Source organism: Phyllobacterium trifolii (assembly GCF_014192095.1).
Taxonomy (GTDB): Bacteria; Pseudomonadota; Alphaproteobacteria; order Rhizobiales; family Rhizobiaceae; genus Phyllobacterium; species Phyllobacterium trifolii.
In genome coordinates this window covers 18,274-44,904 of sequence record NZ_JACHXN010000029.1, presented here as the reverse complement: position 1 = coordinate 44,904, position 26,631 = coordinate 18,274, and the positions used below count along the sequence as shown (strand labels likewise).

23 protein-coding genes, 1 pseudogene and 1 other annotated feature are annotated in these 26,631 nt (G+C 55.9%); of the genes and pseudogenes, 11 read left to right on the top strand and 13 right to left on the bottom strand.

Annotated elements, in window-relative coordinates:
• Positions 1-32 precede the first annotated feature (32 nt).
• The 4 genes from FHS21_RS27190 to FHS21_RS27175 all read right to left on the bottom strand — a co-directional run bounded on the left by FHS21_RS27190 (position 33) and on the right by FHS21_RS27175 (position 2,880).
• Positions 33-758, bottom strand: coding sequence for an amino acid ABC transporter ATP-binding protein (locus FHS21_RS27190; RefSeq protein WP_183665039.1), 726 nt, complete (start codon positions 756-758; stop codon positions 33-35).
• A complete protein-coding gene (locus tag FHS21_RS27185; RefSeq protein ID WP_183665037.1) occupies positions 736-1,395 on the bottom strand; it encodes an amino acid ABC transporter permease in 660 nt (219 codons plus the stop codon). Before FHS21_RS27185 ends, FHS21_RS27190 begins: the two co-directional genes overlap by 23 nt.
• Positions 1,392-2,063 carry an amino acid ABC transporter permease gene (locus FHS21_RS27180; protein ID WP_183665035.1) on the bottom strand — a complete coding sequence of 224 codons (672 nt, stop codon included), beginning with the start codon at positions 2,061-2,063 and terminating at the stop codon, positions 1,392-1,394. The genes FHS21_RS27185 and FHS21_RS27180 overlap by 4 nt, the downstream gene beginning before the upstream one ends.
• Positions 2,064-2,127: 64 nt before the next feature.
• Complete coding sequence (locus FHS21_RS27175) at positions 2,128-2,880, bottom strand: transporter substrate-binding domain-containing protein (protein ID WP_376772222.1); 753 nt, start codon at positions 2,878-2,880, stop codon at positions 2,128-2,130.
• Between the two features lie 416 nt (positions 2,881-3,296).
• On the opposite strand from FHS21_RS27175, the gene FHS21_RS27170 reads away from it, so the two are divergent.
• From FHS21_RS27170 to FHS21_RS27155, 3 genes are all read left to right on the top strand, one after another.
• Entirely contained in the window at positions 3,297-3,434 is a 138-nt protein-coding gene (locus FHS21_RS27170; RefSeq protein ID WP_183665031.1) for a hypothetical protein, read from the top strand.
• A gap of 391 nt (positions 3,435-3,825) precedes the next feature.
• Entirely contained in the window at positions 3,826-5,259 is a 1,434-nt protein-coding gene (locus FHS21_RS27165) for a hypothetical protein (RefSeq protein WP_183665029.1), read from the top strand.
• Positions 5,260-6,346: 1,087 nt separating this feature from the next.
• On the top strand, positions 6,347-6,874 hold the full coding sequence (locus tag FHS21_RS27155; RefSeq protein ID WP_183665027.1) for a c-type cytochrome: 528 nt from the start codon (positions 6,347-6,349) through the stop codon (positions 6,872-6,874).
• A gap of 393 nt (positions 6,875-7,267) precedes the next feature.
• Here FHS21_RS27155 and FHS21_RS27150 read toward each other — a convergent pair whose 3' ends face one another.
• Positions 7,268-7,990 carry a DUF2270 domain-containing protein gene (locus FHS21_RS27150; RefSeq protein WP_183665025.1) on the bottom strand — a complete coding sequence of 241 codons (723 nt, stop codon included), beginning with the start codon at positions 7,988-7,990 and terminating at the stop codon, positions 7,268-7,270.
• 317 nt (positions 7,991-8,307) lie between these two features.
• Here FHS21_RS27150 and FHS21_RS27145 point away from each other — a divergent pair, with 317 nt between their 5' ends.
• On the top strand, positions 8,308-10,080 hold the full coding sequence (locus FHS21_RS27145) for an SLC13 family permease (RefSeq protein WP_183665023.1): 1,773 nt from the start codon (positions 8,308-8,310) through the stop codon (positions 10,078-10,080).
• A 322-nt stretch (positions 10,081-10,402) separates the two neighbouring features.
• Here FHS21_RS27145 and FHS21_RS31415 read toward each other — a convergent pair whose 3' ends face one another.
• Positions 10,403-10,561, bottom strand: coding sequence for a LysR substrate-binding domain-containing protein (locus tag FHS21_RS31415; RefSeq protein WP_312879942.1), 159 nt, complete (start codon positions 10,559-10,561; stop codon positions 10,403-10,405).
• Positions 10,562-10,699: 138 nt separating this feature from the next.
• On the opposite strand from FHS21_RS31415, the gene FHS21_RS27135 reads away from it, so the two are divergent.
• The gene (locus FHS21_RS27135; protein WP_183665077.1) at positions 10,700-11,407 is read left to right on the top strand and encodes an SDR family NAD(P)-dependent oxidoreductase; all 708 of its coding nucleotides are present in this window, start codon (positions 10,700-10,702) and stop codon (positions 11,405-11,407) included.
• Positions 11,408-11,806: 399 nt separating this feature from the next.
• On the opposite strand, the gene FHS21_RS27130 is transcribed toward FHS21_RS27135, so the two are convergent.
• Entirely contained in the window at positions 11,807-13,201 is a 1,395-nt protein-coding gene (locus tag FHS21_RS27130) for an FAD-dependent oxidoreductase (protein WP_183665020.1), read from the bottom strand.
• A 153-nt stretch (positions 13,202-13,354) separates the two neighbouring features.
• Here FHS21_RS27130 and FHS21_RS27125 point away from each other — a divergent pair, with 153 nt between their 5' ends.
• Positions 13,355-14,323 carry an AraC family transcriptional regulator gene (locus tag FHS21_RS27125; RefSeq protein ID WP_183665018.1) on the top strand — a complete coding sequence of 323 codons (969 nt, stop codon included), beginning with the start codon at positions 13,355-13,357 and terminating at the stop codon, positions 14,321-14,323.
• Positions 14,324-14,431: 108 nt separating this feature from the next.
• Here the strand turns inward: FHS21_RS27125 and FHS21_RS31695 are convergent.
• The 3 genes and pseudogenes from FHS21_RS31695 to FHS21_RS27110 form a co-directional block, all read right to left on the bottom strand.
• Positions 14,432-14,833 (bottom strand): annotated as a pseudogene (locus tag FHS21_RS31695) (SDR family oxidoreductase); the annotation flags it as partial.
• 152 nt (positions 14,834-14,985) lie between these two features.
• Positions 14,986-16,473, bottom strand: a complete 1,488-nt coding sequence (locus FHS21_RS27115; RefSeq protein ID WP_183665016.1) for a SulP family inorganic anion transporter — start codon at positions 16,471-16,473, stop codon at positions 14,986-14,988.
• Positions 16,474-16,540: 67 nt separating this feature from the next.
• Positions 16,541-16,596: a sequence feature (sul1 is cis-regulatory element that is thought to sense ions involved in sulfur or methionine metabolism; They are found in Alphaproteobacteria), on the bottom strand.
• 203 nt (positions 16,597-16,799) lie between these two features.
• The gene (locus FHS21_RS27110; protein WP_183665014.1) at positions 16,800-17,159 is read right to left on the bottom strand and encodes a hypothetical protein; all 360 of its coding nucleotides are present in this window, start codon (positions 17,157-17,159) and stop codon (positions 16,800-16,802) included.
• 476 nt (positions 17,160-17,635) lie between these two features.
• Between FHS21_RS27110 and FHS21_RS27105 the strand changes: the two genes are divergently transcribed.
• Entirely contained in the window at positions 17,636-18,931 is a 1,296-nt protein-coding gene (locus tag FHS21_RS27105) for a chloride channel protein (protein WP_183665075.1), read from the top strand.
• On the opposite strand, the gene FHS21_RS27100 is transcribed toward FHS21_RS27105, so the two are convergent.
• Complete coding sequence (locus FHS21_RS27100) at positions 18,928-20,352, bottom strand: GGDEF domain-containing protein (protein WP_183665012.1); 1,425 nt, start codon at positions 20,350-20,352, stop codon at positions 18,928-18,930. The genes FHS21_RS27105 and FHS21_RS27100 overlap by 4 nt on opposite strands.
• 532 nt (positions 20,353-20,884) lie before the next feature.
• Between FHS21_RS27100 and FHS21_RS27095 the strand changes: the two genes are divergently transcribed.
• The 4 genes from FHS21_RS27095 to FHS21_RS27080 all read left to right on the top strand — a co-directional run bounded on the left by FHS21_RS27095 (position 20,885) and on the right by FHS21_RS27080 (position 23,604).
• Entirely contained in the window at positions 20,885-21,295 is a 411-nt protein-coding gene (locus FHS21_RS27095; protein WP_183665010.1) for a hypothetical protein, read from the top strand.
• Positions 21,296-21,355: 60 nt separating this feature from the next.
• Entirely contained in the window at positions 21,356-21,622 is a 267-nt protein-coding gene (locus FHS21_RS27090; RefSeq protein ID WP_183665008.1) for a DUF982 domain-containing protein, read from the top strand.
• Positions 21,623-22,459: 837 nt separating this feature from the next.
• Positions 22,460-22,672, top strand: coding sequence for a hypothetical protein (locus tag FHS21_RS27085; RefSeq protein ID WP_183665006.1), 213 nt, complete (start codon positions 22,460-22,462; stop codon positions 22,670-22,672).
• A gap of 200 nt (positions 22,673-22,872) precedes the next feature.
• Positions 22,873-23,604 carry a DUF4336 domain-containing protein gene (locus FHS21_RS27080; RefSeq protein WP_183665004.1) on the top strand — a complete coding sequence of 244 codons (732 nt, stop codon included), beginning with the start codon at positions 22,873-22,875 and terminating at the stop codon, positions 23,602-23,604.
• Between the two features lie 489 nt (positions 23,605-24,093).
• On the opposite strand, the gene FHS21_RS27075 is transcribed toward FHS21_RS27080, so the two are convergent.
• Both FHS21_RS27075 and FHS21_RS27070 read right to left on the bottom strand, forming a co-directional pair.
• Entirely contained in the window at positions 24,094-24,420 is a 327-nt protein-coding gene (locus FHS21_RS27075) for a DUF1850 domain-containing protein (RefSeq protein WP_312879941.1), read from the bottom strand.
• 32 nt (positions 24,421-24,452) lie between these two features.
• A complete protein-coding gene (locus tag FHS21_RS27070; RefSeq protein ID WP_183665002.1) occupies positions 24,453-26,555 on the bottom strand; it encodes a TRAP transporter permease in 2,103 nt (700 codons plus the stop codon).
• Between the last annotated feature and the right edge of the window lie 76 nt (positions 26,556-26,631).

The following is a 26,631-nucleotide window of genomic DNA, read 5'->3' as shown; positions in this document are numbered from 1 at the left end:
TGCATTGAGTAAGGAAGGTCTGACCAGTCAGCCTAATGCATACCTAAGAACTGCTTTAGTTCCGGTGTCTTCGGGTCGGCAAACACCTCCTCCGGCTTGCCGATCTCGTGCACGCGGCCCTGATGCATGAAGACCACCCGGCTGCACACGTCGCGGGCGAATTTCATTTCGTGCGTGACCATCAGCAGCGTCATGCCCTCCGACGCGAGTTCCCGCACGACACCGAGAACTTCTGCCACGAGTTCCGGGTCGAGCGCCGAGGTGATCTCGTCGCATAGCAGCGCGATCGGCTGCATCGCCAACGCCCGTGCGATAGCTACGCGCTGCTGCTGGCCGCCGGACAGTTCGTCGGGAAAGGCATCGTATTTATGGCCAAGGCCGACACGCTCAAGCATCTTGCGCGCCATCGCTTCGGCCTCGGCCTTGGGCGTCTTCCTGACCACCATCTGCGACAGCACCACATTGCCCCCTGCGGTCAGATGCGGAAAGAGATTGAACTGCTGGAAGATCATGCCGACCTTCAGCCGCAGCGCCTTGAGATGGAGCTCATCCGGCAGCAATCCCGCGCCCGCAACGGAAATCGAACCGTTGTCGATGAGCTCCAGACCGTTGATGCAACGCAGCAGCGTTGATTTGCCCGAGCCGCTCTTGCCGATGATAGCAATGACTTCGCCCGGATCGACATCGATGTTAATGCCCTTCAGAACCTCGTTGGCCCCGAAACTCTTGCGGACTTCAGTGATTTCGATGAGCGACATTGAGCTTCCTTTCCAATACCTGGCTGCTCTTTGATAGCGGCCAGCACAGCGCGAAATAGATCAGCGCGACGAGCCCATAGACCATGAAGGGCTGGAAGGTCGCATTGGTCACGACGGTTCCGGCCTTTGAGAGCTCGACAAAACCGATGATCGAGGTGAGGGCAGTCCCCTTGATGACCTGAACGGAGAAGCCGACGGTCGGGGGGATCGCAATCTTCATCGCTTGCGGCAGGATCACGTAGCGCATCTGCTGCACATACCCCATGCCGAGGCTCGACGATGCCTCCCACTGGCCCTTGGCGATCGCTTCAACGCAGCCGCGCCAGATCTCGGTGAGGAATGCAGCGGACCAGAGGATCAGCGCAACGCCAGCCGCCAGCCAGGCGGGCACGTCGATGCCGACAAGACCGAGCCCGAAGAATGCCAGGAACAATTGCATCAGCAGCGGCGTGCCCTGGAACAGCTCGACATAATATTTGGCGAAGAGGCCCAATACGCGCCGGCGTCCGATGCGCATGAAGAGCAGAAGCGTGCCGACCAATGCGCCGCCCATGAAGGATACCAGCGACAGCACGACTGTCCATCGCGCCGCCAGCAGGAGGTTGCGGACGATGTCCCAGAGTGAAAACTCGATCATCGGCCGCTCCTCCGCGGGAAAATGAATGAACCGGCCGCAATGAGCACCTGCCGCAGCAGGATCGCGAGCACCAGGTAGATTGCCGTCGAGACGAAATAGGCTTCGAAGGCCCTGAAGGTGCGGGACTGGATGAAATTGGCGGCAAATGTCAGGTCTTCGGCAGCAATCTGCGAAACGACGGACGAACCGAGCATGACGATGATGACCTGCGAACAGAGCGCCGGCCAGATCCGCTGCAGCGACGGGACAAGGATGACATGACGGAAGGTCTCGAACGGTGTCATGGCAAGGCTCGCCCCCGCTTCGAATTGCCCGCGCGGGGTCGCCTGGATTCCCGCCCGGATGATCTCGCAGCTATAGGCCCCGAGATTGATGATCATCGCCAGGTTCGCTGCTTGGAATTCGCTCATTTGCAGACCAAGCGACGGAAGGCCGAAGAAGATGAAGAACAGCTGGATCAGGAACGGCGTGTTTCGGATCAGTTCCACATAGGCCGTTACCGCCGGGCGCAACCATTTCGGTCCGAGGCTTCGAACCCAGGCGCAGGCGATGCCGAGCGCTATGCCCGCAGCAGCGCCGACTGTGATCAACTGGATAGTAACGAGAATGCCTTTCAGCAGCACGGGCCAGTATTGAGCCAGCCAAGCATAATCAAACATGTACTTCAAGTGGAAACCCCGTCTGCTCGAGAGGATAGGCGCCCGCGTTACCGGGCGCCATGCGATGCTCGTATCAGAGGTCGGCCGGGATGCCGGCACCCAGCCATTTCTGTGCGATGCTGGTCAGCGAACCATCGGACTTGGCGGATGCAATGACGGCATTGACCTTTTCGAGGAGCGCGGGCTCGTTCTTGTTGAGGCCGATATAGCAGGGAGAGTTCTTGATCAGGAACTTCAGTTCGGGGCGCTTCGGCGGGTTCTTGGCAAGGATGGCCGCTGCAACGACGTTGCCTGTTGCCACGACTTCAACCTGGCCGGAGAGAAAGGCGGAAATCGTGCCGTTATTGTCTTCATAGCGCTTGATCACCGTATCGCCGGTGGCGATCTTGGTCAGTTCGAGATCCTCGATGGCGCCGCGCGTTACGCCGACTGTCTTGCCGGATAGGTCTTCAGCTTTTGCTACGGCGACGGACTCTGGCGCAAAGACGCCATTGAAGAACGGCGCGTAAGGTTTGGAAAAATCGATGACCGCTTCGCGTTCTGCGTTCTTGCCCAGGCTTGAAATGACCAGGTCCACCTTGTTCGTCTGCAGATAGGGAATGCGGTTGGCGCTCGTCACCGGCACCAGTTCGGTCTTCACACCGAGTTTCTCAGCGATCAGGTTGGCCATGTCGATGTCATAGCCCATGGGCGCCATGTCGGTGCCCACGCTCCCGAAGGGCGGGAAATCCTGCGGCACTGCCACACGCAGCGTACCGCGCGCCGTAATATCGGCAAGCGCGTCGGCCTGCGCGGCCTTGGGCACCAGCATAGGCGTCATCATCATGACCGCGGCACCTAGTGTGAGGAGAAATTGTCTGCGCTTCATCTGCATATTTCCTGTTCTGGCTTGTTGTCAGGATTTGATGAAGCAATTTCCATGCCAAACATCCGGAACATTTGCGTGCGGGCGAACAGACCAATGAAACTGCCGGTTCCAGCAAGTACAAGCACCTCGCCGCGGCGGCGAGGTGCTGGTTGCGTCGGCAGGCCTGAGTGATTGCCTAAGTCTTGAGCACTCTATAGTCATATCGTCTTGACGTAGGCACGATCTGGTCGGAGCACGGTCAACGGTGTGGCGGCGAGCGCAACTATATCACCCAGCCCTTCTGTGGCGATAACGTATTCCAGTCACTGTGACACGTCCAGGATCGCCTGTTGACCTTGAAGCACCCGTACATCTACGTTCGGTGGATGGACCACATGACCCTTCATAAGGTCTTCACCTACGATGATGCTTGTGTAGAGTTCGGTCCGACCGTGGGATATGACAAAGCATCAACTGAAGCGGCGCAAACCGCGCTAAAGAAGCTGTTGAAGGATGTATTTCGCCTCGACTGAGCTGAGCGTTTCACTAAATTGAATTTTCGGCGACCCCCATATCAGACGATATGGGGAAACGATGAAACGCGGTGCGGCAGGCTGCAACTGCCACCACATTCAGAATTAATTCGGGCGAGCGATGCTCCGCTGGCTGTGCTGCGCGCTGGTTAATCGCATGAACCAGACATTCGATACAAGCCTCAACCTGTAACTAAAAAGGCTACCTATCCGCAACAATCGGGTAGCTGTAACATTATGTGTCGTGATCGGGGGTTCGGGGGATCCTATGAACCGATGGCTCAGCGCTATATTTCTCTTGGTCTGTTCGAATAGTCCAGTCCTCGCTAACGATGACCTTCTCGGCCAATGGAGGGGCGTCTTTGCTTGCGGTCGAACACAGGACCTCAAGATGACGCTATCCATCAACGAGTCCAAGAACGGTGAACTGAAAGGCGTTTTTGAATACAGTTCCGGGTGGAAAAAGGCGAGCTACAATGTTGTCGGCACGGTCACGCCAACAGGAACGTTTCAGTTGCTGCCCGGATCATGGATCGCTCAGCCTACGGGCTTCCGCGCTGTAGGACTGCAAGGACAGGTTGGCCAAAGCGGCAGCAAACGCGTCATTGATGGGACGCTTCCTGAATGCAAACCCGGGGTGTTTAGGGCCTTTTTGCTTCCGCCTGTAGAAAAAATACCGCCTCCCATAGCAGGTATGTTCGACAGAAAGGGGCCGGCCTGGATCAAAGCTATCCGCGACAGGATTCAAGAATACGAGCGCAAACGCGTCGCCAACCAGTACTGGTGGAGGCAGCTCGAAATCGAGGTCAACTTTAGTAAGGTCGACCGGCCGACCATCGACGTTTTGCTGGCGGAAATCGGGGCAGCGCGGGCAAGTATAGGGGCCGATGCGCTTCTTGCCGAACTGTCGTCCGACCCGAAAGTTTTTCCTCAGGGCATAGGGCAAGTATTCCGGATATACCAACGGGCGCAGAGGTCTGACTGGCCGGATGGGGTCAAACATCGGGTTTCCGAGGTCTGCAAGCAGCGGGTAGCTGAAGTTCTCAGGCCCAAGTTGACTGAGATTGCGGCCTCGGCCGTAAACGTGCCCACCAGCTTGGACGGCTTGGCTATGGCACGCGGCGCGCTTGCTCCGATAGAGGATTATCGGCAATTCCTCGAACAATCGTTCGGGACATTGGACCAGGAAAACCTGCTCGCTCCCATGTGGCAGAAGATTGCAGAGCTTGAATCGAATCCTGCCATCGCAACTGAATTTCAGGAAGCGTTCGCAGAAGCGCGACGTCAACCTGATCCCCGCGCAGCGACCGAGAACGTGATCCGAAATGTTCTTGACGGCAGGAGCACGTCGGAAACCCTTGCCGCCATCGCGGCGGAAGGTCGGCGAGAGGCGGCACTGGCCGAGGTTGTCGTCGAAAGTACCGCCAGCGCAGAGGATCGCCGCGAACCGAGCGCCAACGACATGGCATTGTTCATGTACAGCGTCACAGAAAGGGTGAACGCGATATATGCAGCGATGCGTTGCAATCCTGGCGAGCAGCGCCCCGTGACCGACTTGCCCCAATGCCAACTCGGCGAATTGGAGGTCAGGCTGAAAAAGATCGTCAAGACCGGATGCCTGGCGGAGAAGCCGGGCGAACAATATGTCTGCGATTTCGAACAGTATTCGAAGCTCGTTTCTTTCCGTACGGGTGAGCCGGTGGAGGGCAGCTTTTCGCTCGAAGTCCGCTTTCCCGGGGGAAGGCTGGAGGGGCCGCAAAAAGTGCGTTTTGTCCGGCAGGCCCTTGGCGGAGGATGGGACGGCTCGAGCTTGAACCCTGGATAGTCGCGTAGCGGGAGCTGGTTTGTTGGGTGCTCTGATGATCTTACCGCCACTGAAGGCCGACGAGCACACGCGACGTGGCAAACATGGGGAGCAGAATATGAGAAAGGAATATTTGGCTGCGATGGGCGTGTTGCTCATGACTGGCAATGTTTTCGCTATGGAAAACGGCAGATACGCGGGGAAGATGGATGGCAACGGAGCAAAGGGGAGATTAGTGTCACCCAAAGAAGTAATTTCAGTATCAGCGTCGGCGCAGCGGGCTGCGCAGGCAACGGAAGCGGAAAACTTACCACGTCGGGCCCGAACCGTTGGACTGCAACACTCAGCGATTCAGGACAAAAGTGCGAGATTTCCATCGAGAAAAAGGGCAATCGATTCCTGACCAGTGAGGGTTCCGGATGTGACTTTTTTCATGGGGCGACGTGCAGCTTTGAAGGATATGTTGAAGCAATCAGCCGAACGTCATCGGCGCGGGCGCTGGATATTCCCTTCTCCGATAAGGGTGGTGATGGTCAGGCGGCCTGGTGCGCCAGCAGCACTGTCACGGGCGTCGACCCGAAAGGCGACGGGTTCCTCGCCGTCCGGGCGGGCCCGGGGATAAAGTATCGGAAGCTGGACGAAATCCACAACGGTGACATCGTCTCCTCTTGTGACTCTCGGGGTTCCTGGGTCGCGATAGTTTACGGCCCTTCGAAAAGGAAGGGTTGGGTGAATGGTAAGTTCCTCAAGGATCTCGCTGGCTAGGATGTGACGGGTACCACCCGACGGTTCGCGAGTGACAAGAAAATGACCGGATTGGCAGGGCGATAGCATGATAAGCGTCAGTGCCGGATGCTCAACCCAAATAGTTACTATAGGGCCCATGGGGAAGGGATTAGATTTTGAAGGCTGAGATTCCTGTTCTTGGACCCAGCAATTGTCAAATGCAATGACCAGATGCACGGCTATGCGGCGGACTTAAACGTGAAAAACATCAGGCCGTATGTGATGTGATCAGCATTCCGTACGCTTATTGCAGAAGTCAAAAGCGACACGGGCGCAGACGCATTGTGAACCGTACGGACTTAAAAATAGGAGGGAGAAAACGATGTTTCAAACGCCAATTCGATTTGCATTCGTAACCGCATCGGGCCTTGGGTTGCTATCGTTTGCGGCCGTGGCCGACGACGCACAGATTACGCGGGGCGAATACCTCGTCACGATAAGCGGATGCAACGACTGCCACACGCCGGGTTACTTCTTCGGAAAGCCGGATCTGTCGCGCTTTCTTGGCGGCTCGGATGTGGGCTTCGAGATTCCCGGTGTCGGTGTAGTTGTCGGACCCAACGTCACGCCCGACAAGGAGACCGGCATTGGTGGCTGGAGCCTCGAGCAAATTGTAACTGCTCTTCAGACTGGTCAACGGCCAGATGGTCGCGTCCTCGCCCCTATCATGCCCTGGCAAGCTTTTGCGCATCTCACCAAGGATGACGCCATGGCGATCGCAGCATTTCTCCAAAACGTGAAGCCGGTCAAGAACAAGATTCCCGATCCGGTTAAACCCGGTAAGAAGGTATCGACCTTTATGTTCCGGATCTTGCCGCCCGGCGAAACCGCAGCGGCGGCACCGAAATAGACAAGGTCAGAACGGATGAGATTTGATAGCTGCGCTGGAGCGACTCATCAGGCTCCAATCGCGGTTTTCCCCTTAGGAGTTCATGGTCGCACACATGATATAAAATCTTCGGCGAGCGGAAATCATGTGTCGAGTTTGATGTCTCTGTCCATATACCAAAGATGCGACTGGATGCAGCATTTATGTCCGCTACCCAAGTTAGATCGACAGGCCGAAAAGCACCGGTTTGTATGTTTTACCTGCGGTTTGACCATACACGGCTCAAATAGGGGATCGAGCCACTATTCCTCATTTTGCGGCCAGCGACTCTTGGTGCCGCACGCGGGCAGCGCAGTTGCGGGACGTACTTTGTGGGCAGGGCGAGTGCGCTATTCTGCGCCCTGCTTTCTCCCATCAGACATGAACCTCGCCGTGCTCCTTCTTGTCAGAGTCGCCGGCGAGCAGGGCGGCGTAGGCGAGCCAGCAGTAGAATGCAATTACCCCGAGCAATATGGCCCAGCCCGGTAACGGCCCGAATGCGGCGTTTGCGACGATCTCATGGAGTGATCGCGCAACATCCAGCGCCACCCCGTCATCCTGCAATTTAGGCGTCGAGATTTTCAATACCCAAGCCAGAAGCAGGACGAGGAACATCCATAAATAATTACGGCGCAGCCGCCGCGACATCGCCGCTCGGATGGAGATCAGGAATTGCGGCTTGCGCAAATCTTGGCCGAGCAGGCGCGCCCAGTCGCTATCCAACTCCGGCAGGGGTTCAAAGACCTGAGCAAAATAGTGTTTCTCCAGTCGGCGTACTCGTCCGCGGTAGACGTCGAAGAATCGATAGCGTCGCGCCTCGATGATCAGAAGAAGTTGCACCAGCACCATGGCGAACAAGAGCACGCCGTGATGCGACGTCGGCGATGACAACGACAGAGACAGCATTGCTGCAACGCCGGTAATGGCCCAGTTGGTTGTGCGGTCGATCCTGTCGCGCCACCCTGCCATGCGGCCCATCTCGGCGCGGTGATAATGCGCCAATACCGTGATGTACTCGGCTGATGTGGCTGGAAACGGCGGGACTGACCATCGAGCCGTGGTGTCGCTGACCGGCAGTTGTTCCTGAGCTTCGTTCATATCCGCCTCCCAGCACGACCCTCCACCGTATTTAATCGCCAATACTTGCTTCGCGTTCTAGTTTCGTTCTGGAGGTTGAAGAGAGTCAAGAGAACTTGTAGTTGAAAATGCTCGTCCGATATTTTGAAGGCGTCACTGTTGAAGCGGATATTTTGGCAAACACCGGGTTATCAACCCTGTGGGTCACGGTATCGGCTAAAGACTTCGCTTCATCCCGATTTTTCATTTGCTACGGCTTAGACATCCGTGCGCCATGGAAACTTATTGAGCAAGGAACGATCCTGCTTTATCGGAATTGCGTGAGAAACGGAGACTTCATGACAACTCAACAATTCCTGGCTTTCACGGTAATAGGCCTGATGATGGCCGCATTCGTTTGGGGCCGGGTCCGCTATGATATCGTGGCGATGTGTTCGCTCCTTGCAGCGGTCGTACTTGGAGTCGTCCCCATTGAGGCGGCGTTTAGCGGTTTCAGCGACGAAATTGTTATCATCGTCGGCAGTGCACTCGTTGTCAGTGCCGGAGTGGCGCGTTCCGGGCTGATGGAAGCGGCGGTGCAGCGGTTCGTGCCACAGGTGTCGTCCGTAAGGGCACAGCTCGCCATACTGGTGATCATTGTGACCGTGCTGTCGGCGTTCGTGAAAAATATCGGTGCGCTGGCGATCATGATCCCCATTGCCTACCAGTTCGCGCGACGATCGAACGTGTCGGCTTCCGTGTTCCTAATGCCCATGGCATTCGGTGCCCTTATTGGCGGCCTGATGACGCAGATCGGTACCTCGCCGAACATCGTGATCTCGCGCGTGCGCGCGGAAATGGTTGGTCAGAGCTTCTCCATGTTCGATTTCACCCCTGTCGGTGCAACACTTGCTGCCACCGGGATCATTTATCTGGTGTTGTTTTACCGGCTGGTTCCGGAGCGGATGCGCGAAACGGTTTCTGTGGACGAGGCGATCGAGATTCGCAATTACGTCTCCGAGGCAGCTGTAGCGAAGGGGTCGGCAGCCGTGGGCATAACGGTGACAGATCTGATAAAGCCGGCCGAAGGTGCGGCAATGGTAACGTCTATCGTGCGCGCTGATCACCGGGTTACACCTCTCCCCGATTCCATACTGGCGGAAGGCGACGTTCTGGTACTTGAGGGCGACCCGCATGCGCTAGACGCCATCGTCACGGCTGGAAAGTTGAAACTTTCGCGTGACCGGTCACCTTCGGACAAGGAGCGATCGGCGGAGACGGAGGCGATTGAAGCGGTCATCGGCGAACGCTCGCCGTTGATCGATATGTCGGCACAGCGCCTTGCCCTGTTCGATCGATACAACGTCAATCTGCTTGCCGTCAGCCGGCATGGCGAAAGGATCAAGGAGCGCTTGGGCGAGATCACCTTCCGGTTCGGGGACGTCGTCGTGCTGCAGGGGCAGAGCAGTGTACTGCCGACATTGCTGCGTGAGTTCGGCTGCCTGCCACTGGCAAAACGGACGATCATGCTGGGCAGCGTCAGGCGCGGGATTGTTCCCCTCGTCATTCTGCTTGCGGCGATCGGAGCGACAGCGTTCGCTCTGCTGCCGGTGTCGATTGCCTTCTTTGCCGGTGCGGTTGCTATGGTGCTGTTTCGTGCGATTCCGCTTGGGGAGGTTTATACAGCAATCGATGGTCCGATACTGATGATGCTTGCAACCCTTATACCTGTCAGTGACGCCTTGAGGACGTCCGGTGGCACCGAACTGATCGCACATTGGTTGACCCAAGTAGCACATCAACTACCCCCCTTCGGGGCATTGACCCTTATCCTGGTGGCCGCGATGGCCGTCACCCCGTTCCTAAATAATGCCGCAACGGTGCTGGTGATGGCGCCAATTGCGACCAGTTTTGCCAGCACTCTCGGTTTCAAGCCGGAGGCCTTTTTGATGGCCGTTGCCATTGGCGCCGGTTGCGATTTCCTGACACCCATCGGCCACCAGTGCAACACGCTGGTTATGGGGCCGGGCGGCTACAAGTTCAGCGACTATCCTCGGTTAGGCTTGCCACTTTCGGTGATCATCGTGCTGACGGCAGTGCCGGCATTGCTGCTGTTCTGGCCGCTTCATTGAAGGACATCATGAGGCTCGATCTCGCCCGAAACATCTTTGCCTTGAGGAAGACCTTGATTAATGCGTTGCAACAATTATTGACGCCTCGGCTCCGAGACTGGTTGCCCGCGGTCCGCGACCCAGCTTTTGGCGGTATGAGCTTCTGATAGTCGCATATTGCCTCAAGTGGAACTGCGCTCCCCTGTCCGGTATTCTACGGTTCGGTTCCTTTCAAGGCGGTAGATAAACTGCGCGGTATGAAAGTAGACTGATCCGACCCGTTCAATCCCCCGCCGCGGACATCTAGCCCGCTCCGATCTATCCGGGATGCAATTGTGTCCAATTACTCAGCGAGAATAATTCCCACGAAGTCGGCGAACGCACGTGCCTTGGCGCTCGCCAACCGCCCGGACGGGTAGACGGCCCAAAGATCAATCGTTGGAAGCGTCCACTCCGGCAGCAACCGTTGCACTGCCCCGCTTGCCAGTTCCGGAGCGAACATCTAGTCAGATGTCACCGCCAAGCCCATGTCCGCCAGAACGCCGGCGCGGATTCCCTCCGCGGCGCTGAGCCTGACGCGGCCGCGAACAGTCACAGAGGCCATCTCCTCCTCTCGCCGGAACGCCCATGTGTCTTCCAGCTGGCTGTAGACCAGCTGGCGACTGCCAAGCGATTTGTTCGCGAAGGCGCTTACGTCTTCCTCACCGGCCGCCGCGAGGCAGAGCTCCAAAAGGCGAAGGCCGAAATCGGCAGGAACGTCACCACAGTACAAGGCGACGTCACCAGCCTTGCCGATCTCGACCGGCTTTACGCTACTGTCCAGGCGGAAAAAGACGTCGTTGATATCGTGATCGCAAATGCGGGCTTCGTCGAGCACGCCAAGATCTTCGATCTCTCGGAAGCCCATTACGACAAGACCATGGACATCAACGTCAAGGGTGTCGTCTTCACTGTGCAAAAGGCGCTGCCTCTGATGAGCCGCGGAGGCTCGATCGTCGTCGTTTCCTCGATCGTCAACGTGAAGGGCATTCCCGCTCACGGTATCTACACAGCCACCAAGGCCGCTGTTCGAGGTCTCGTGCGCGTCTGGGCTCAGGAACTTAAGGACAAGGGTATTCGGGTCAACACGCTAAGCCCAGGGGCAACGGAGACACCAATAATCCGTGGCCAATTCGAGAGCGACGAAGCTTCGGATGCCGCTAAGGGCGCATTTGCGTCGATGACGCCGCTTGGCCGTCTCGGCCTGCCGGAAGAACTCGCGGCTGGCGCCTACTTCCTGGCATCGGACGAGTCCTCCTACATCACCGGCATCGATCTCCCTGTTGATGGCGGCCTCGCTCAGGTCTGACCATGAGCCATCAACGGATGGGGATGCGTTCAGCTGACGAAGCGGTTCGGTCAGGATCGAGCACCGTTAGTATGTGTTGCCGCCGACTACACCAGCTGGAAATAGGGCCTGACGTAGCGGCGGCGGTGATTGCGGTTTGCATCAGTTCCGCCGCCGACGCCAGTTCATCCCGAAGTAGATCACGCCGTCTCGGCCTGCTTTACCATCTCGTTGCACCTCAATAGATTTCGCCAGGGGTGAGATCGGTTGATCGACCCCGCAGGGCCTGAATCTTCCGTCGGCTCGAAATCGTTTAACCAAAACGCGATCGCGCTTCCGCCGGACCGTTTTATGTTAAAGAACGGACCTGGTGGCCAATTTCCGGATATCCGAGCGGTTTGCAACTTGCTGTTTCAGCCGTCACGACCCAGGCGGCACATTTGCAAACAGCGGTCCTAGACCCTCTGCAATTGTCAGGTGGACGATGACGGCGTCGCGCAGCTTATGATAGGCAAGACCGGCAAGCATGGCGGTCTGCACCACCGCCATCACCTCTCCAGCCTCCGAGCCGATCATGGTAAAGCCAAGGATACGATCATCGTCCGCAGCCACAAGAACCTTCATGAAGCCCTGCGTCTCGTCGGTCGCCTCGGTCCGTAGTACTTTGCTCATCGGCAAGGTAGCAAGACGAAACTCAATCCCCTGGCGTTGGGCCTCGCCCTCACTGAGACCTACTCGGGCAAGCGGCGGATCGGTGAACATAACATAAGGAACCTGCCGGTCGTCTGTCCGACGATTGCCGCCGGCCATGTTGTCGCGGACAATCCGAAAATCGTCGACCGAAACATGGGTAAACTGCGGACTGCCGGCGCATTCGCCGATCGCCCATATGCCAGCCGCCGTTGTTTCAAGCCGCTCATTGACTTGGATAAAGCCGCGAGCATCGCGTTCGACGCCGGTCGTCTCTAAGCCGATGTCGGCAGTGTTGGCAACGCGCCCGACCGCAACCAGGAGATCGCTGCCATCCACCGCCTGCTCGCCTGTTGCGGTCCGAACCGCGACGGTGACGGCATCGCCGGACAGCCCCTGCACCTGCACAGGCCGAGCGTCGAGCAGAATCTCGATACCCTCGGCATCGAGGATGCGCTGCATTTCGTCCGCCACGTCGGGATCTTCCCGACCCATGAGCCGAGCACCCGGCTCAATAATGGTGACCCGACTGCCGAACCGACGATAGGCCTGCGCCATCTCGATTCCGACATAGCCGCCGCCAAGCACGATCAAATGGGAGGGCAGATAGTCGAGCTCCAGGGCCTCGATATGAGTTAAAGAACGGGCGGCTTCAAGGCCGGGAATATCGGGGATGGCCGCGTGGCTGCCGACATTTACCACGACATGATCGCCCGACAGTCGGCGACTTCCGCCATCATTCAACTGAACTTCGATCGTCTTTGTTGCAACAAAACGACCTTCGCCCATGATCAGTTCGGCGCCGCTCTCCTCATAGGCACCGAGATGAAAGACGATCTCACGATCGACCATCTCCTGCTTGCGCCCGCGCACCCTCGTCATATCGGTTTTAACCGGCCCGGTCACCGTCCCGAACTCCGCTGCGCGCTGAACCATGTGGGCGACACGCGCGCTCCACAATTCGTTCTTGCTCGGCAGGCAAGCCACAGCCGGGCAGGCCCCGCCGACCCAACGCCGTTCCACGACCGCGACCCGCTGGCCCGAGCGTGCGAGATGCCAGGCTAGGAGCTTGCCGCCTTGGCCGCTGCCAAGTATCAGCGTGTCGAAATATTCGGTATCAGACATAACGTTACTCCTGTTCTACACTTGCCTTGCGGCACCCCGACGTCTTGTGCCGGGTGGCCGATTGATTGAGACATGACTTTACGAACCGACCGTGAGTTTGTTAATGTTGATTGATCTCAATCGTATGCTCGTTCGTCTCATTCAAGGCCTCCCATGTCACAGCCAATCGATTGGCTCAGCCGTCTTCTAGAATTGATGACCATAAGCGGTCGATTGGAAGTGCGCTGCCGCTATGGCGCACCGTGGCAGGTGGCCTATCGCCAGGGTGCCATGGGCGATATCGTCTATCATGTGGTCCTGAGCGGCGTGGCATTTGTGAACGATGCGGATGGTGGTGTGCCGCAGCGCCTTGCGGCAGGTGACATCCTGCTCGTTCCGACCGGTGCTCCCCATCTTTTGCATGATGGTAGCGGCGTCCAGCCAATCCCGGCGACCCAGCGCGTCGGCCTTAATCTGACGATTAGCGAGAACGCAGGATCTGGCGAACGATTGGATATGCTGTGCGGACGGTTCATCCTGACACCTCCTCATGATCGCCTGTTGGGCGCCTATCTAAGTTCGCGTCTGATCGTGCGCGGAATATCGTCCTCCCCGACGTTGCAGCAGACTGCCACGCGCCACCAATTGACGAGCCTGGTAGCGCTCATGCGTGTGGAGACAAGTATCGAGAGCCTCGGCGGTCATGCAATGCTCAATGCGCTCTCAGCGGCTCTGTTTACGCTCGCACTGCGGCTGGCCTGCGAATCAGACGAAGGTCCTCCCGGACTGCCTGCTCTGGGGGGTCATCAAAGACTCGCCCCGGCGCTTACTGCGATGTTCCTCGACCCGGCGCATCCATGGACCCTTCCCAAACTTGCCGACCTTTGTCATATGTCCAGGGCAACGCTGGCGCGCCATTTTCAGCGCAATCTCGGCCGATCTGCCAACGACCTCCTCCTCGATATCCGCATGAGTGTGGCGGCCGATGAACTGAAGAAAACAACCGATTCTACTGCAGCTATCGCAGAGGTCGCAGGCTACCGCTCAGAGGCCGCTTTTCAGCGCGTGTTCAAACAGCATCTGGGCATGACGCCTGCCCAATGGCGTAGGGCGTCGCGAGCAGCAGATCACGAGCGAAAATGATCGTGTTGAACGCTAGCAGCTGTTTGTCGACAGTTTGCCTCAGACTGATCTCGCGAGCTGCCCTTATCAGATTAGATCAGGCGCACCCGCGCGGCTCTCCCATTTAAGTCAGACCGACTTCACCTCGCCACCATCCAAGCGCGGTGTCGTCGCACTCATCCAGTGTGCAGCCGGCGAGACGATGAACGCCATCAACTCGGCAATTGCCTCAGGCTAGCCGTAGCGGGCAATACCGGCTTCCTTCGGAAACCGGGCGGTTGCCTCTTCCACCGTCATGTCGTGCAATGGAGCCCACTGTTCCAGATAGTTGCGCCGCCGCCCGGTCATGACAGGCCCGGGGAGCCCGCTATTGACCTGCACGCAATCCTTGATGCCCCGATCGGAGAAGGCCTTGGCAAGCGCTGATAGCGCCGCATTGATCGTGCCGACCGCGGCATAGGCGGCCTTCGGGAAAACGGCCGAATTGCCTGACATCAGCACGACGGAGCCTTGCGCCGCCGTCAGCGCCGGCCGCCGGTAAGTGCCTTCTGGTCAGTGACAATGTACCGATACCAGCCGAGCGTCAGGCAGCCTGTACAAGGACCGACAGAATGCAAGAGCGTCGGTCGCATCCGTGCTACCGTCAGTATTGAGTCGATCGCGGTCGATATCGACACCAGAAATCAATGCAAAGCTGCGCCGGCGGCCTGCCGCTCAGCCTTGTCGTGAAGGGCGAACTTGTCAACCATGTCGGCACTCGCCTTGTTGAAGCCGAGCACCTCGACATCGACGCCCGCACGGCGGAATTTGATCACGATCTTGTCGAGAGCGCCGACAGCGGTGATGTCCCAAAGATGAGCACGGCTCACGTCTATCAGGACCTTCCGGATGTTATTCGAGAAGTCAAATGCGCCGACGAAGCTCTCGGCGGAGGCGAAGAAGATCTGGCCCTCGACGACATATCTCACTGTACCGGTTGTGTCGTTGCGTTGCTTGTCGATGCTGAAGAGCTTGGAGACCTTTCCAGCGAAGAAGATGCCCGACAAGAGAACACCAACGATAACACCTTTCGCCAGATCATGGGTGGTAACCACAGTAACCACGGTCGCCAGCATCACAAACGATGAAGGAAGCGGGTTGCGCTTCAGCTCCAGAATCGAGCGCCAGGAGAATGTTCCGACGGAAACCATGATCATCACGGCGACGAGCGCAGCCATCGGAATGATCCGCACAAGGTCATTAAGGACGACGATCAAGAACAAAAGGAATGCTCCTGCGACGAAGGTCGAGAGCCGGCCGCGCCCGCCTGACGTAACGTTGATCACCGACTGACCGATCATGGCGCAGCCGCCCATTCCACCGATCAGCGCCGAGGCGATATTGCCCGCACCCTGGCCGATACATTCCTGGTTTTTATTGCTGGGCGTGTCAGTCATGTCATCGACAATCTGGGCCGTCAGGAGGGATTCAAGCAGGCCGACGGCCGCCAGCGTCAACGAATAAGGAAGTATGATCTGCAGCGTTTCCCAAGTCAGAGGCACATGCGGCAGCATGAGGAACGGCATGGTCGAAGGCAGTTCGCCAAGGTCACCGACGGTGCGCAGTTCCATACCTGTCCACCAGGCGATGAAAGTCAGCACGACGATAGACACCAGAGGCGAGGGGATCGCTTTGGTGACGTAAGGGAATAGGTAGATGATGGCAAGACCGCCCGCGATCATGAAATAGGTCTGGTACGGCACACTGATGAGTTCCGGCAACTGCGCCAGGAAGATCAGGATCGCCAGCGCATTGACGAAACCCGTGATGACCGAGCGGGACACGAAGCGCATTACGCGGCCGAGCTTGAGAAAGCCAGCCGTGATCTGAATGACGCCCATGAGGATAGTCGCGGCGAAGAGGTACTGGAGGCCATGCTCCTTGACGAGGGATACCATGACGACGGCGGTCGCAGCAGTGGCTGCCGAGATCATGCCGGGCCGTCCCCCTGTGAGGGCGGCGACGCAGGCGATTGCGAAAGATGCGTAGAGGCCAACCTTGGGATCGACGCCGGCGATAACGGAAAAGCCGATGGCTTCAGGGATCAGGGCAAGTGCGACAACGATGCCGGAGAGGATGTCGCCACGGATGTTGGAAAACCACTCCAGGCGATAGGTGGAAAGATTTGGCATTGGGATTTTTCACAGTTGAATGCAATGGGCCGCGCTGAACTCGGTCCTTGAAATGGTTGCGTTGCTGTGTTGTCTGGCGGATCGGCGGCCAGAAGAGCCACCCGGATTTTCACCGGGTCCGTGTGGATGGCCTTCGTTAACCCAGAAACCGCTGCAGAGCAACATCGAAATCTCTGATGGTGGTCTTCCGATTCCTGCGCCCCTGCTGAGTGATAGAAGCGCGGCGCAGGACGGCGCTAGAATGGTATTTGCGAAGAAAAGCAAAGCATTGTTTGTGGTGCGACTTGTAGGGAGTAGCTCAACTTGAAGTTGTTTCAGTTTTGGTCTTATGGCTGCATTTCGTCGCTGATGGCCGCGCAAAGTTCAGTTTTCTGAAGCCGGTATTCACCTGGATTGTTGGTTTTAAGCGTCATAATATTATCGACGACATTTTGCTGATCATTCCAACCTATGCTCCAGTTGCGCTCGAAGTTTATGTCCGCAGCATAGGACGTTCGCGCACGCTCTTTGTAGGAAGCAATCAGCCCCTGGTCGATCTTGCATATATCGGTAGCAATGCGTGCCGTACCTCCCAACATCTGCGCCCCAGTACCCGCCAATTTCTTTATCTGGCTTGCCGATTGTGCATAGGCGGGGATAGTCGAAACCACAAGCAGCACAACCATCATGAGCTTGGCGATTTTCATGGTCCTTTCCTTCGTTGTTTGATTGTCTCACCGCTATCGACGAATGTAAAATCTTGGAGCAAGGCTATGTTATCAACGTCGTTGGCGACGAACTGGGAAAATGACGATCGCCAAGGGACGCGACATGTTGTTGACAGCATTGCAAGGGGTCTTGCGTGTCAAAATCAACAGACAATTTATTGATCCGATTTGTCGGCTCTAGTGGCTTCTAACCCAGGCAGCATGCCGCCTCGGTCGCTTTCATGTGTTGGAAGGCAAGATCATGAATGCGCTCAGCAGGATTATAAACGTTTGAACGCCCGGGCATCGACTGGCCGAAGGTGCCATCCCACACGACGGCTTCTCGGGTTGGCATGCTCTGGCAGCACAAGGCTTGACGTGTTAGTTCGGTTACAGGCGGGTACTCCGCCCTTGATAGAGGATCCGTTGTGCGCCCGATTCACCGCCAAAATTCTGTCTTGCGCCGCTCCCAGGCGATGTGGGGCAATACACGCGTCTGGCGACCCAGGCTGGTTTTCTGGGTAGGTGCGCTTGCCATTGGTGCTATCAGCGTCGGCTTTGCGAAGCTCGCCGACGTGGCGCAACATCTCTTTCAAATGGCGAGGGGAAGTGGTGGATGGACCACGTACCTGCCACTGGCGATCACGCCTATGGGCTTTGTCATCTGCGCCTATATGGCTTTGCGGTTTTTTCCTAATTCCCAAGGCAGCGGCATTCCCCAGGCCATTGCTGCCCGTTATCTGACAGATGATGACGATCGATTCCGGCTTCTTTCCTTAAAGATGGTCGCAGGCAAAATCCTGCTGACGGTCATGGGTCTCTTGTCCGGCGCCTCAATTGGACGTGAAGGCCCGACCGTCCAGGTCGGTGCATCGGTGATGCTACAAGCAGCGCGCTGGGGTGGCATGGCTCACGCGCGCGGTCTTATTCTAGCGGGATCGGCAGCAGGCATTGCCGCCGCCTTCAACACGCCGCTCGCTGGCATTGTTTTTGCCATAGAGGAAATGGGGAAATCATACGAGTCGCGTGCCAATGGGCTGGTTCTGACGGCGGTGATTCTTTCGGGACTTGCCGCTATTGGATTTGTCGGCAACTACACCTATTTCGGGGAGTTGGCCGCCGCCACGACAAGCTTTTCGGACTGGTTGCTGGTGATCCTGTGCGGTGTCGGCGGCGGTGCGTTCGGCGCGTGCTTTAGTGCTGGTGCTCTCAGGGCATCGCGCCGTATCAGGCGTTGGGCTGCTTTCGCCCCGCTGTCACGGATGGTGCTGCTGGCGGCGATCTGTGGTTTTGCGGTTGCGGTCATCGGTATCGTCTCTGGCGGCATGACATTTGGGACAGGATATGAGCAAGCTCGTGGCGCTGTCGAAGGCAACGCTCTGCCCTGGTATTTTTTCCTTGAAAAACTATTGGCCGGGTTCCTTTCAATGATTTCTGGCATTCCCGGCGGCATCTTCGCTCCGTCGCTTTCGGTGGGGGCGGGCTTCGGCAGCGCCGTCGGCCAGCTGATTGGCAGCAATATTGGACTTGCTGCGATTCTTGGCATGGCCGGATATTTCGCGGGTGTGGTCCAGGCACCAATGACAGCTTTCGTCATCATTCTGGAAATGACAGGTAGTCACAACAGCGTGATCGCACTAATGTGTACGGCAATGCTCGGCTACGGCACGGCCCGCATCATCTCGCATGAACCGCTCTACCATTCACTGTCGCGTGTGTTTATTGCCGATGCGATCCGGCGCAAGCGGGCCGAAATGGCGTCGGCGGGCTAGGAAGGTGATGTAACAATCCTGTTCTTACCAGCCGATTTTGCCTGGTAGAGACACTTATCAGCAATAGCAAAGAGATTATCCAGCGGTTCACGGCACATCGGCAGCCGAATCACCAAGCCTCCACTCACAGTGATGTTTGGTATCGTGCCATCACCGGTTCGAAGTATCAGCGTCTCGGTTTTGCTGCGGATATTCTCGGCAGCCATTTTAGCGTCGCCTGGATTGTGCGTCGTGAATACCAGTTTGAACTCTTCACCACCAAGTCTTCCAAACAGGTCGTCGCTGCCCAGTTCTCCAGCTACAACATCGGAAAACGCGACGAGTACACAGTCGCCTGCGGCATGGCCGTATTTGTCATTAATCGCCTTGAAATTATCAATGTCCAGCATCAGAACGCAGAAGAACCCATTCGTTTCGTCGTTTCTCGCCAACAAATCATTCGCGGACTTCATAAGGGCACCTCGCGAGAGCGCCTGCGTCAAAAAATCATGGTTCACGCTATACTCAAGACGCCTGAGCAATTCATCCTTCATCGTATTTATGCTGGCCACCGTCAGAGGTCCCAAGGCTATGAGGGCAATGGCTAGTCGTTGCGACATCATCGACATCAGAGGGTCATCGCCCATAAGGAATGGAAGAATACCTGCCGAGATGGCGGATATTGCCCATATAGAGAAGCACAGCGTTAGAATCGTCGTGGCGAACAGGCCGTACGTCATGGCACACCAAAGAAGCGCTGGAATGGGATAGGCGAAGGATCCCGGACGTCCCACCATCATGCTTGTGCACATCAGACCCAATAAAGCAAGGACAGGCAAAAAGGTCTTCGCGTCCCAGCGCGTTTTGGTGAGCTCAGTTATATGGAGCAGTGTGCGCTTTGCCGTAGGCGTGGTTAGGATAACCGGTAGCAGAATGATGCTGTTGACCAGCTCGGTGGTAAACCAAAACGCAAGTCCAGCTGTGAAATGCCGTCCGAGCATGGCATGTCCTACTCCTGCACCAGCGAGGGCTGATACGGCCGCGCTAATGAGACAGATTGTGAACAGCCAAACGATGGAGAGTGGCCTTTTGAGTGACCTGTCGGTGTCCGGAAGTCGTTGAAACAGCAAAAAGCCTACCAGTACTCCCACAAGGTTGGCGCAGGAAAGCCATAGCGCAACGGTATAGCTACCTCCGGCCAAAAGATCAGCGGCCATGTATCCGGCAAACGCAGCAATCCAGGTGCGCAGCGAGCTAAGCTGCGGAAAGCGTATCATTATACCAAGAACGATGGGGTTTGCTGGCCAGAATGCCGCGAACGAACCTTCTACTCGCGTCAGAATGCCCAACATCGAGGCCGCAAATACGACTACACCGAGTATTAGGCCGCCACGAATTTTCTTAATGTACGCCGCCCGAGCTTCAAAAATTGCCAAAGTCATTAGGCAATTTCCCCCACGTTTGTTCTTTCGGATAGCTTCCTCCCATTTGCAGCGTCAGGTCAAGCGGTTCCCGACGCGAACAGAAGGGGGGCGGATTCGCGTGCTATGGGTTGCATGCCGAAGGCCGCAGGAGCCTCAAGTTGATGCGGCCCGCCCGACAGTTGTGCATAACCTTAGTGATCCCTGTGGTTGAAGATTTCGCACAGATGGGACGAGCCTGTTCGCTTTGTTTAAGCTTATCGGCGTGTGGGGCCAGTTCAACAATGGCCAAATTCGCGTTTCGTTCCACGCACCGACTGGCGCCGACCGTCAGTATCCTTCCCAGCAGGAGGCCAATTGAGTTGCGGTTCCGCTTGGACTTCGCGCCAGCGCGATTGCTCTCGTCGATCAGGTGTAGTTGAAAACCGATATTCCGGTTGACATGCAACTAAGGGCATCCCGACTTTATTGGTTTTCAGATTATCAAATCGTGATACTCTCAATATATTACCGAATGTAACAAACGGGGAGCGCTGTTGCGGAGGAATGACAAATGTACCCGAACCGCTGGAATGATTTTCGACCGTCGAAGAAACTTTGGCTCTGGTCAATGGTGGGAGCATCCGCTGGAACAATGTTAATCGGATTTCTGTTTGCAGGCTGGACTACTGCAGGACGAGCGAGCTGGATGGCAGAAGATGCTGCGCAGGACGCTCGAGCGGAACTTGCGGCAGCGCTTTGCGTGGAGAAATTTAAATCAGAAGCAAATGCGGATAGTAATTTGGCTACATTGAAGGATCTATCGACATGGAAGCGCAGCGAATATGTTGAAGACGGCGGGTGGGTCAAGTTGAGGGGGATGAAGAAAAGTTTGCCCGGGGTCGCTTCGCTTTGTGCCAAAGAGCTTGCTACATTGGATCGTATATCGGCGTCAAATGGGCCGTCTCCTACGTCAGGAGGATGACCAAGTGTTCAATCCGCTTAAGACTTCGTGGCTGGGCCCCGTTGTAGCGCCGCGTGATCGATGATAGGCGCCGAATTTCCAATTATAACGGTGCTGCTGGCTGATGGCACAACAACTCACCGCATTGTTTCCATCGGTCAAGCCGTTGATTTTCTTGTCAACTACTGGCCATCTGAGCGTGACGATCGATATGCCATTGCGCAACAAGCATGCCGTGACGCGCTTAAAGGAAATTGCTCGATCGCCGCTGCAAGAGCAGCCTTTATCGATGCTGCCAGGGAGGCAGGTATTTTTGTCGACTATGGTTTCAGCCGGCGAGGGCTTTGATACTGCGGTGCTAAGAATGGTTTCGTCGCTTTGGCCTTTGGATGAGGAGGTTCGGCGCAATGAGATTGCAAAGAAAAGCCCGCGATCAACCTCCTGTTGCGGGCACAGCTGCTAATCGGAGAACAACTAGAAATGGCAGTGGTATCAATCGCCCGTATCGTCGGTTTGCTCATTTTACTATCGAGCTCGGCGGCAAATGCGGCACCAACCAAATTCGAGTGTCGGAACTCCAGAGGCGAGGTTGCCGCGGACTTCGTTCTGGACATTGCAGAAGGAATAATCAGGCGCGGCAGTCGGACCTACGAAATCACGTCAGTAAATGACGACTACATCACAGGGTTTTGGCCGGCATGGCGCGGAATAGGAGGTGAAGTGATCGTGCTAAACCGAGCCACAGGAGAATATCAACGCGCCTCCATATCGATGGTATGTCGTAAGTATTTGAACTGCGGTCCGAGGAAATTGGAAACTTTGAAGGTCTTCGGAGTATGCAGGAAGGATAATATTTGAAGCATATGGTCTGTGGTTGAGTGACCTGAGATGCAGGAGAAGAGGCGAATAACTGTATTTTAATCAATATTGTTCTTTCGGTTTCGGGAAAGATAACACCAAAGGCCCTGCCGTCTCGGTCATCTTGCGAATCGATCCAGCTCACCGGTCCGACGGGAAAGTGTCTCTTGCCAATATCGGATGGTCGTGCCGATCATAGGTGGAGCCAATGCCAATCTTGTTATATTGTACTTGTTGGCCGAATGCGAAGGCTCACCACATTGCCCGTGCGCACTTGGCAGATTGGGAGGGAGGTTGCGGATTCCCCTTGTCCTCCCCCGGAGAAAAATGGACGGCAATTCAACAGAGATGGAAGCCGCTTTGCGTGTGCTTCCGAGAGGCGAAGTAATCGAAATTGCTACTCGCGACGATGGCCCTTACGCGCTTAAGGCACGAGCAGAACTGGCGAAACGCGATGCAAGAACGATTCGGATCGGAATTGCCGTTGTGGCAATTGCGATCTTTTTGAGCGTCGGAATTGATCTTGCCGATAAGTTGTAGTCGACGCTGACATCCAGATGGGAGGCGTTGCATGAACTGGGAAAACGCCGTGGTCATTGTCGCATCATGCCTCCTTGCTTGGGCTTTCGTTGACGTGTTCTTCAGGAGAGGGTGAAGACCAAATGCCCTCCTCAGTGAACGGCGGCAAGTCAGGCAAGGAACCTCAACTCCTTTGCGATAGTTGATCCATGAACAGCGAGATGACAGATACCTATCCGCCGTTGAATACTATCAAACCGGTGTGCGAGGATGTTTGGATCGTTGACGGTCCTGTTATCAGGTTTGGCCCGCCATTTCTTAAAATGCGCTTTCCCACCCGAATGACCATAGTCCGGCTGGGGGATGATAAATTGTTTATCCATTCACCAACGGCAATAACGCCGGCCCTCAAGACTGAAGTCGAGGCGTTAGGCATAGTGCAATGGATTATCGCACCCAACCGAATCCATTATTGGTGGATTCCAGATTGGAAAAAAGCATTTGATGATGCCGAAGTCTTTCTTGCGCCACGCGCAGAGGAGCAGGCAGCGGGGCATATTGCTGTCGATCATTCTAATCTTGATCGTGCCGAGGATTATCCTTGGGATGGCGAGCTGCGCACCATCTCGGTGAAAGGCAGTTACATGACAGAAGTCATATTCTTTCACCGGCCAAGTCAAACCCTCATTCTCACGGACCTTATCGAGAATTTCGAATCCCACAAACAGGGGTCGCTCTGGATGCAAATGCTGACCTGGTTGGGTGGCGTGCAGGCGCCGCATGGCGGTATGCCGCGCGACATGCGGCTAACCTATCCTAGAACGCAGTTAAAAGCGGCAGTCGAAACGATGATATCGTTGAAACCCGAGCGGGTAATCCTTGCACACGGTCGATGGTATGAGACCAATGGAACAGACAAATTGCAACGCGCTTTCCATTGGCTGCTTAACTAACGTCAGTAAGCCAGTTCGCCCATGGGAGCACGAGGGGGATAGAGTCTTTCGAAACACAATGCCGGGCCCAAGCCACTTTCTTCGCGCAAACTCGTTGTCGAGGAGGGTCATCCCATAATTAAAATTGTCGAATAGAACAAACCAGTCGTTCTGTAACTCCAGCTTTAAGAGTTTCTAATCCACAACCCTCGATTGGCCAATCTTGCCTGACATTTCATCTGAATCTGCCTACGCTTCTCGTTGAAAACATCAGAACCCGATACCTGATGGTCTTCAAGCCTTTTGCCAATGTTCTTATTTTTAGATCACGTGTGGATGTAACCGCATCGTCCATAAGATCATTTTTCCAAGAGTTTACAAAACGATTCTGGAAGTCAGCAGTTCCACCCGTTACTGCTGCACTTCGGATCGTTTTGAGCTGTTATCGCAAACGATATAATCTAGAATTCTGGAAGTCCCGGCTTGGGTGATCGTATAGCGAGGATTGGGTCACTTCTGAATCTCGCAAATTTGAATGATCGTTGGAGGACCAGCCGCCGCGCCTAAAAACTTGCAGCCGCTCTCGGTACAGAACCTCCATCCACCGCCTGTCGCTCCGGAAGAAGCAAGGACCAGTCGTTTCTGAGACGGTACTTTCGGGTGGAACGTCCACCAATCATTTTTCAACACCGACCCGTCCGGGGGATCGATGCCAGCTCCGGAACCTTTCACTCGCGCTTCAACAATTTGCATTCCATCCGATTTGACATGCCAGCTTTCCTCCCAGCGCGTCCGCTCGACAGAATGCGTCCAGGATAGCGAGAAAGCGGCTGCCATTATAGTTTTACCGGCGACTATGAGACAAGTACTCATGCGACGGGTACTGATTTTGCTTTGCGCGCCCGCCACAAGTGCTGCCCAATGAAAAGAACGGCGAGGGCCCAGCCAACTTCATCCGTCAACGGTTCTGCGAGCACCAATAACGCCGCTGAAGTCAATGCGATGCAACGTTCCCATAGCATCATGCGTGTGATCAGAAATCCAACCACGGCCGATCCAAACAGGGCGATACCGAGGCATGCCTTGACGAAGATGTATGCCACTTCGCCGGGATACCCAATGATAGCAGCCATGGGACCGGGATCCTGTAGCATGAGTGCCGGTGTATAGACCGCCATGAATGGCACGATAAATCCTGCGATGGCTAGTTTCGTCGCCTGCACTGCGATCTTCATTCCCGAAACCTTAGCCATCGGGGCGGCTGCAAATGCCGCGAGCGCCACTGGTGGCGTAAGGTCGGCCATGATGCCGAAATAAAATACGAACATATGACTGACGAGCAACGGCACGCCTAATTCGAGCAGGGCAGGACCCGCGAGAGAGGAGGTAATGATGTAATTGGGAATAGTCGGAATTCCCATACCAAGGACAAGACAGGTTATCATCGTAAGGACCAATGACAGAAACAGGTTATCTCGCCCAATGTCTATAATTGCGCCAATGAAGGTAGAGGCAATGCCGGTGAGCGTCAGTGTGCCAATAACAACACCGACGATCGCGCAGGCGATCCCGACCGGCAGGGCGTTCTTCGCGCCTTCCGCAAGTGAATCACGGCAGACAATCAAGGTTTCGCGTCCACCCTTGAAGAGAAGACAGGCAAAAATGAGACCACCAATCACCCACGCCAAAACGTTCACGCCGAATCTGACGAACGCTGCAGATGCAAGACCGAGAGCGATCCAGAAGACAATCCGAAAGGCCATCGGACCAATTTGTGCAGCCAGCGGCGTGCCGAGGATGAGGACAATCGTCAGCGCCAGTCCCATCGTCCCGGCGAAAATCGGCGTATATCCGGCAAACAACAGGTAGATCAAAGCTGCAAGAGGCAAGACAAGAGGCCAGTGCTGGCGAACTGCTTTCCATGGATTGGGAAGGCTGGCCTTGTCCATGCCCTTCAGGCCCGCTTTGCCTGACTCGAGGTAAACCATCCAGAAGCAGGCACCGAAATAAAGAACCGCAGGGATGAACGCTGCCTTCACAATGTCGGCGTAGGGGACATTCAACGTTTCAGCCATGATGAATGCAACAGCACCCATTACGGGCGGCATGATCTGACCACCCATGGAAGAGGTCGCTTCAACGCCGCCTGCAAAGGCGGCGCGAAAGCCAAATCTCTTCATCAGGGGGATGGTGAATTGCCCGCTTGCGACCACGTTTGCAACGCCCGAACCTGAGATTGTGCCCATGAGGGCAGAAGAAAGAATGCAGACTTGTGCGGGTCCGCCCCGTACCCCGCCAACCAGTCCGAGTGCGAAGTCGTTGAAAAGTGCAATCATCCCGGCACGTTCAAGAAATGCAGCGAAAACGACGAAGATAAAAATATAGGCTGCCGAAACATAGATAGGCGTTCCGTAGATACCTTCCGTCCCAAAGGCAAACGTATCAATGATCTGTTCAAACGAGTATCCGCGATGAACAAATGGATCAGGCAGATACTGGCCCGTGAAACAATAGAGCAGGAATACACCTGCGATGATCGCCAGTGGCAAACCCATCAGGCGGCGGGCTCCTTCGAAGACAAGGATAAGGAGTACAGTGCCGACTGCAAGATCAACAGAATTGAGAAAGCCACTGCGCTGAATGAGTGATACGTAGAAAATCCAGTTGTAAAGCCCGGTGCAAAACCCCGCGATGCCTAGAAGCCAGAAGACCCATTTCCCCCAAAGGGTCCTAGCCCGCAAGTTGCCAAGCAAGGCAAAGCCGAGCAGCAAAAGGAAACCCACATGCATGGCCCGTTGAACCTGGCTTGGCAAAGACCCATACGCGGCGATGTAAAGTTGAAACAGCGAAAACGCGATCGCGATGCCGAAGGCAATCTGTCCTGATAAACCATCACCGAAACCCGCGGGTAAACCCTCGATGATCTCCTCATCGAGATCCTGACCATTTGTCCCTGCTCTTGCAGTTTGCATCGTGACCGACTCCCGAAATTGCAAGGATTTACCCAGCGGCAAATGATATTACCGCTGGATAAGTGGCAAAACAGTC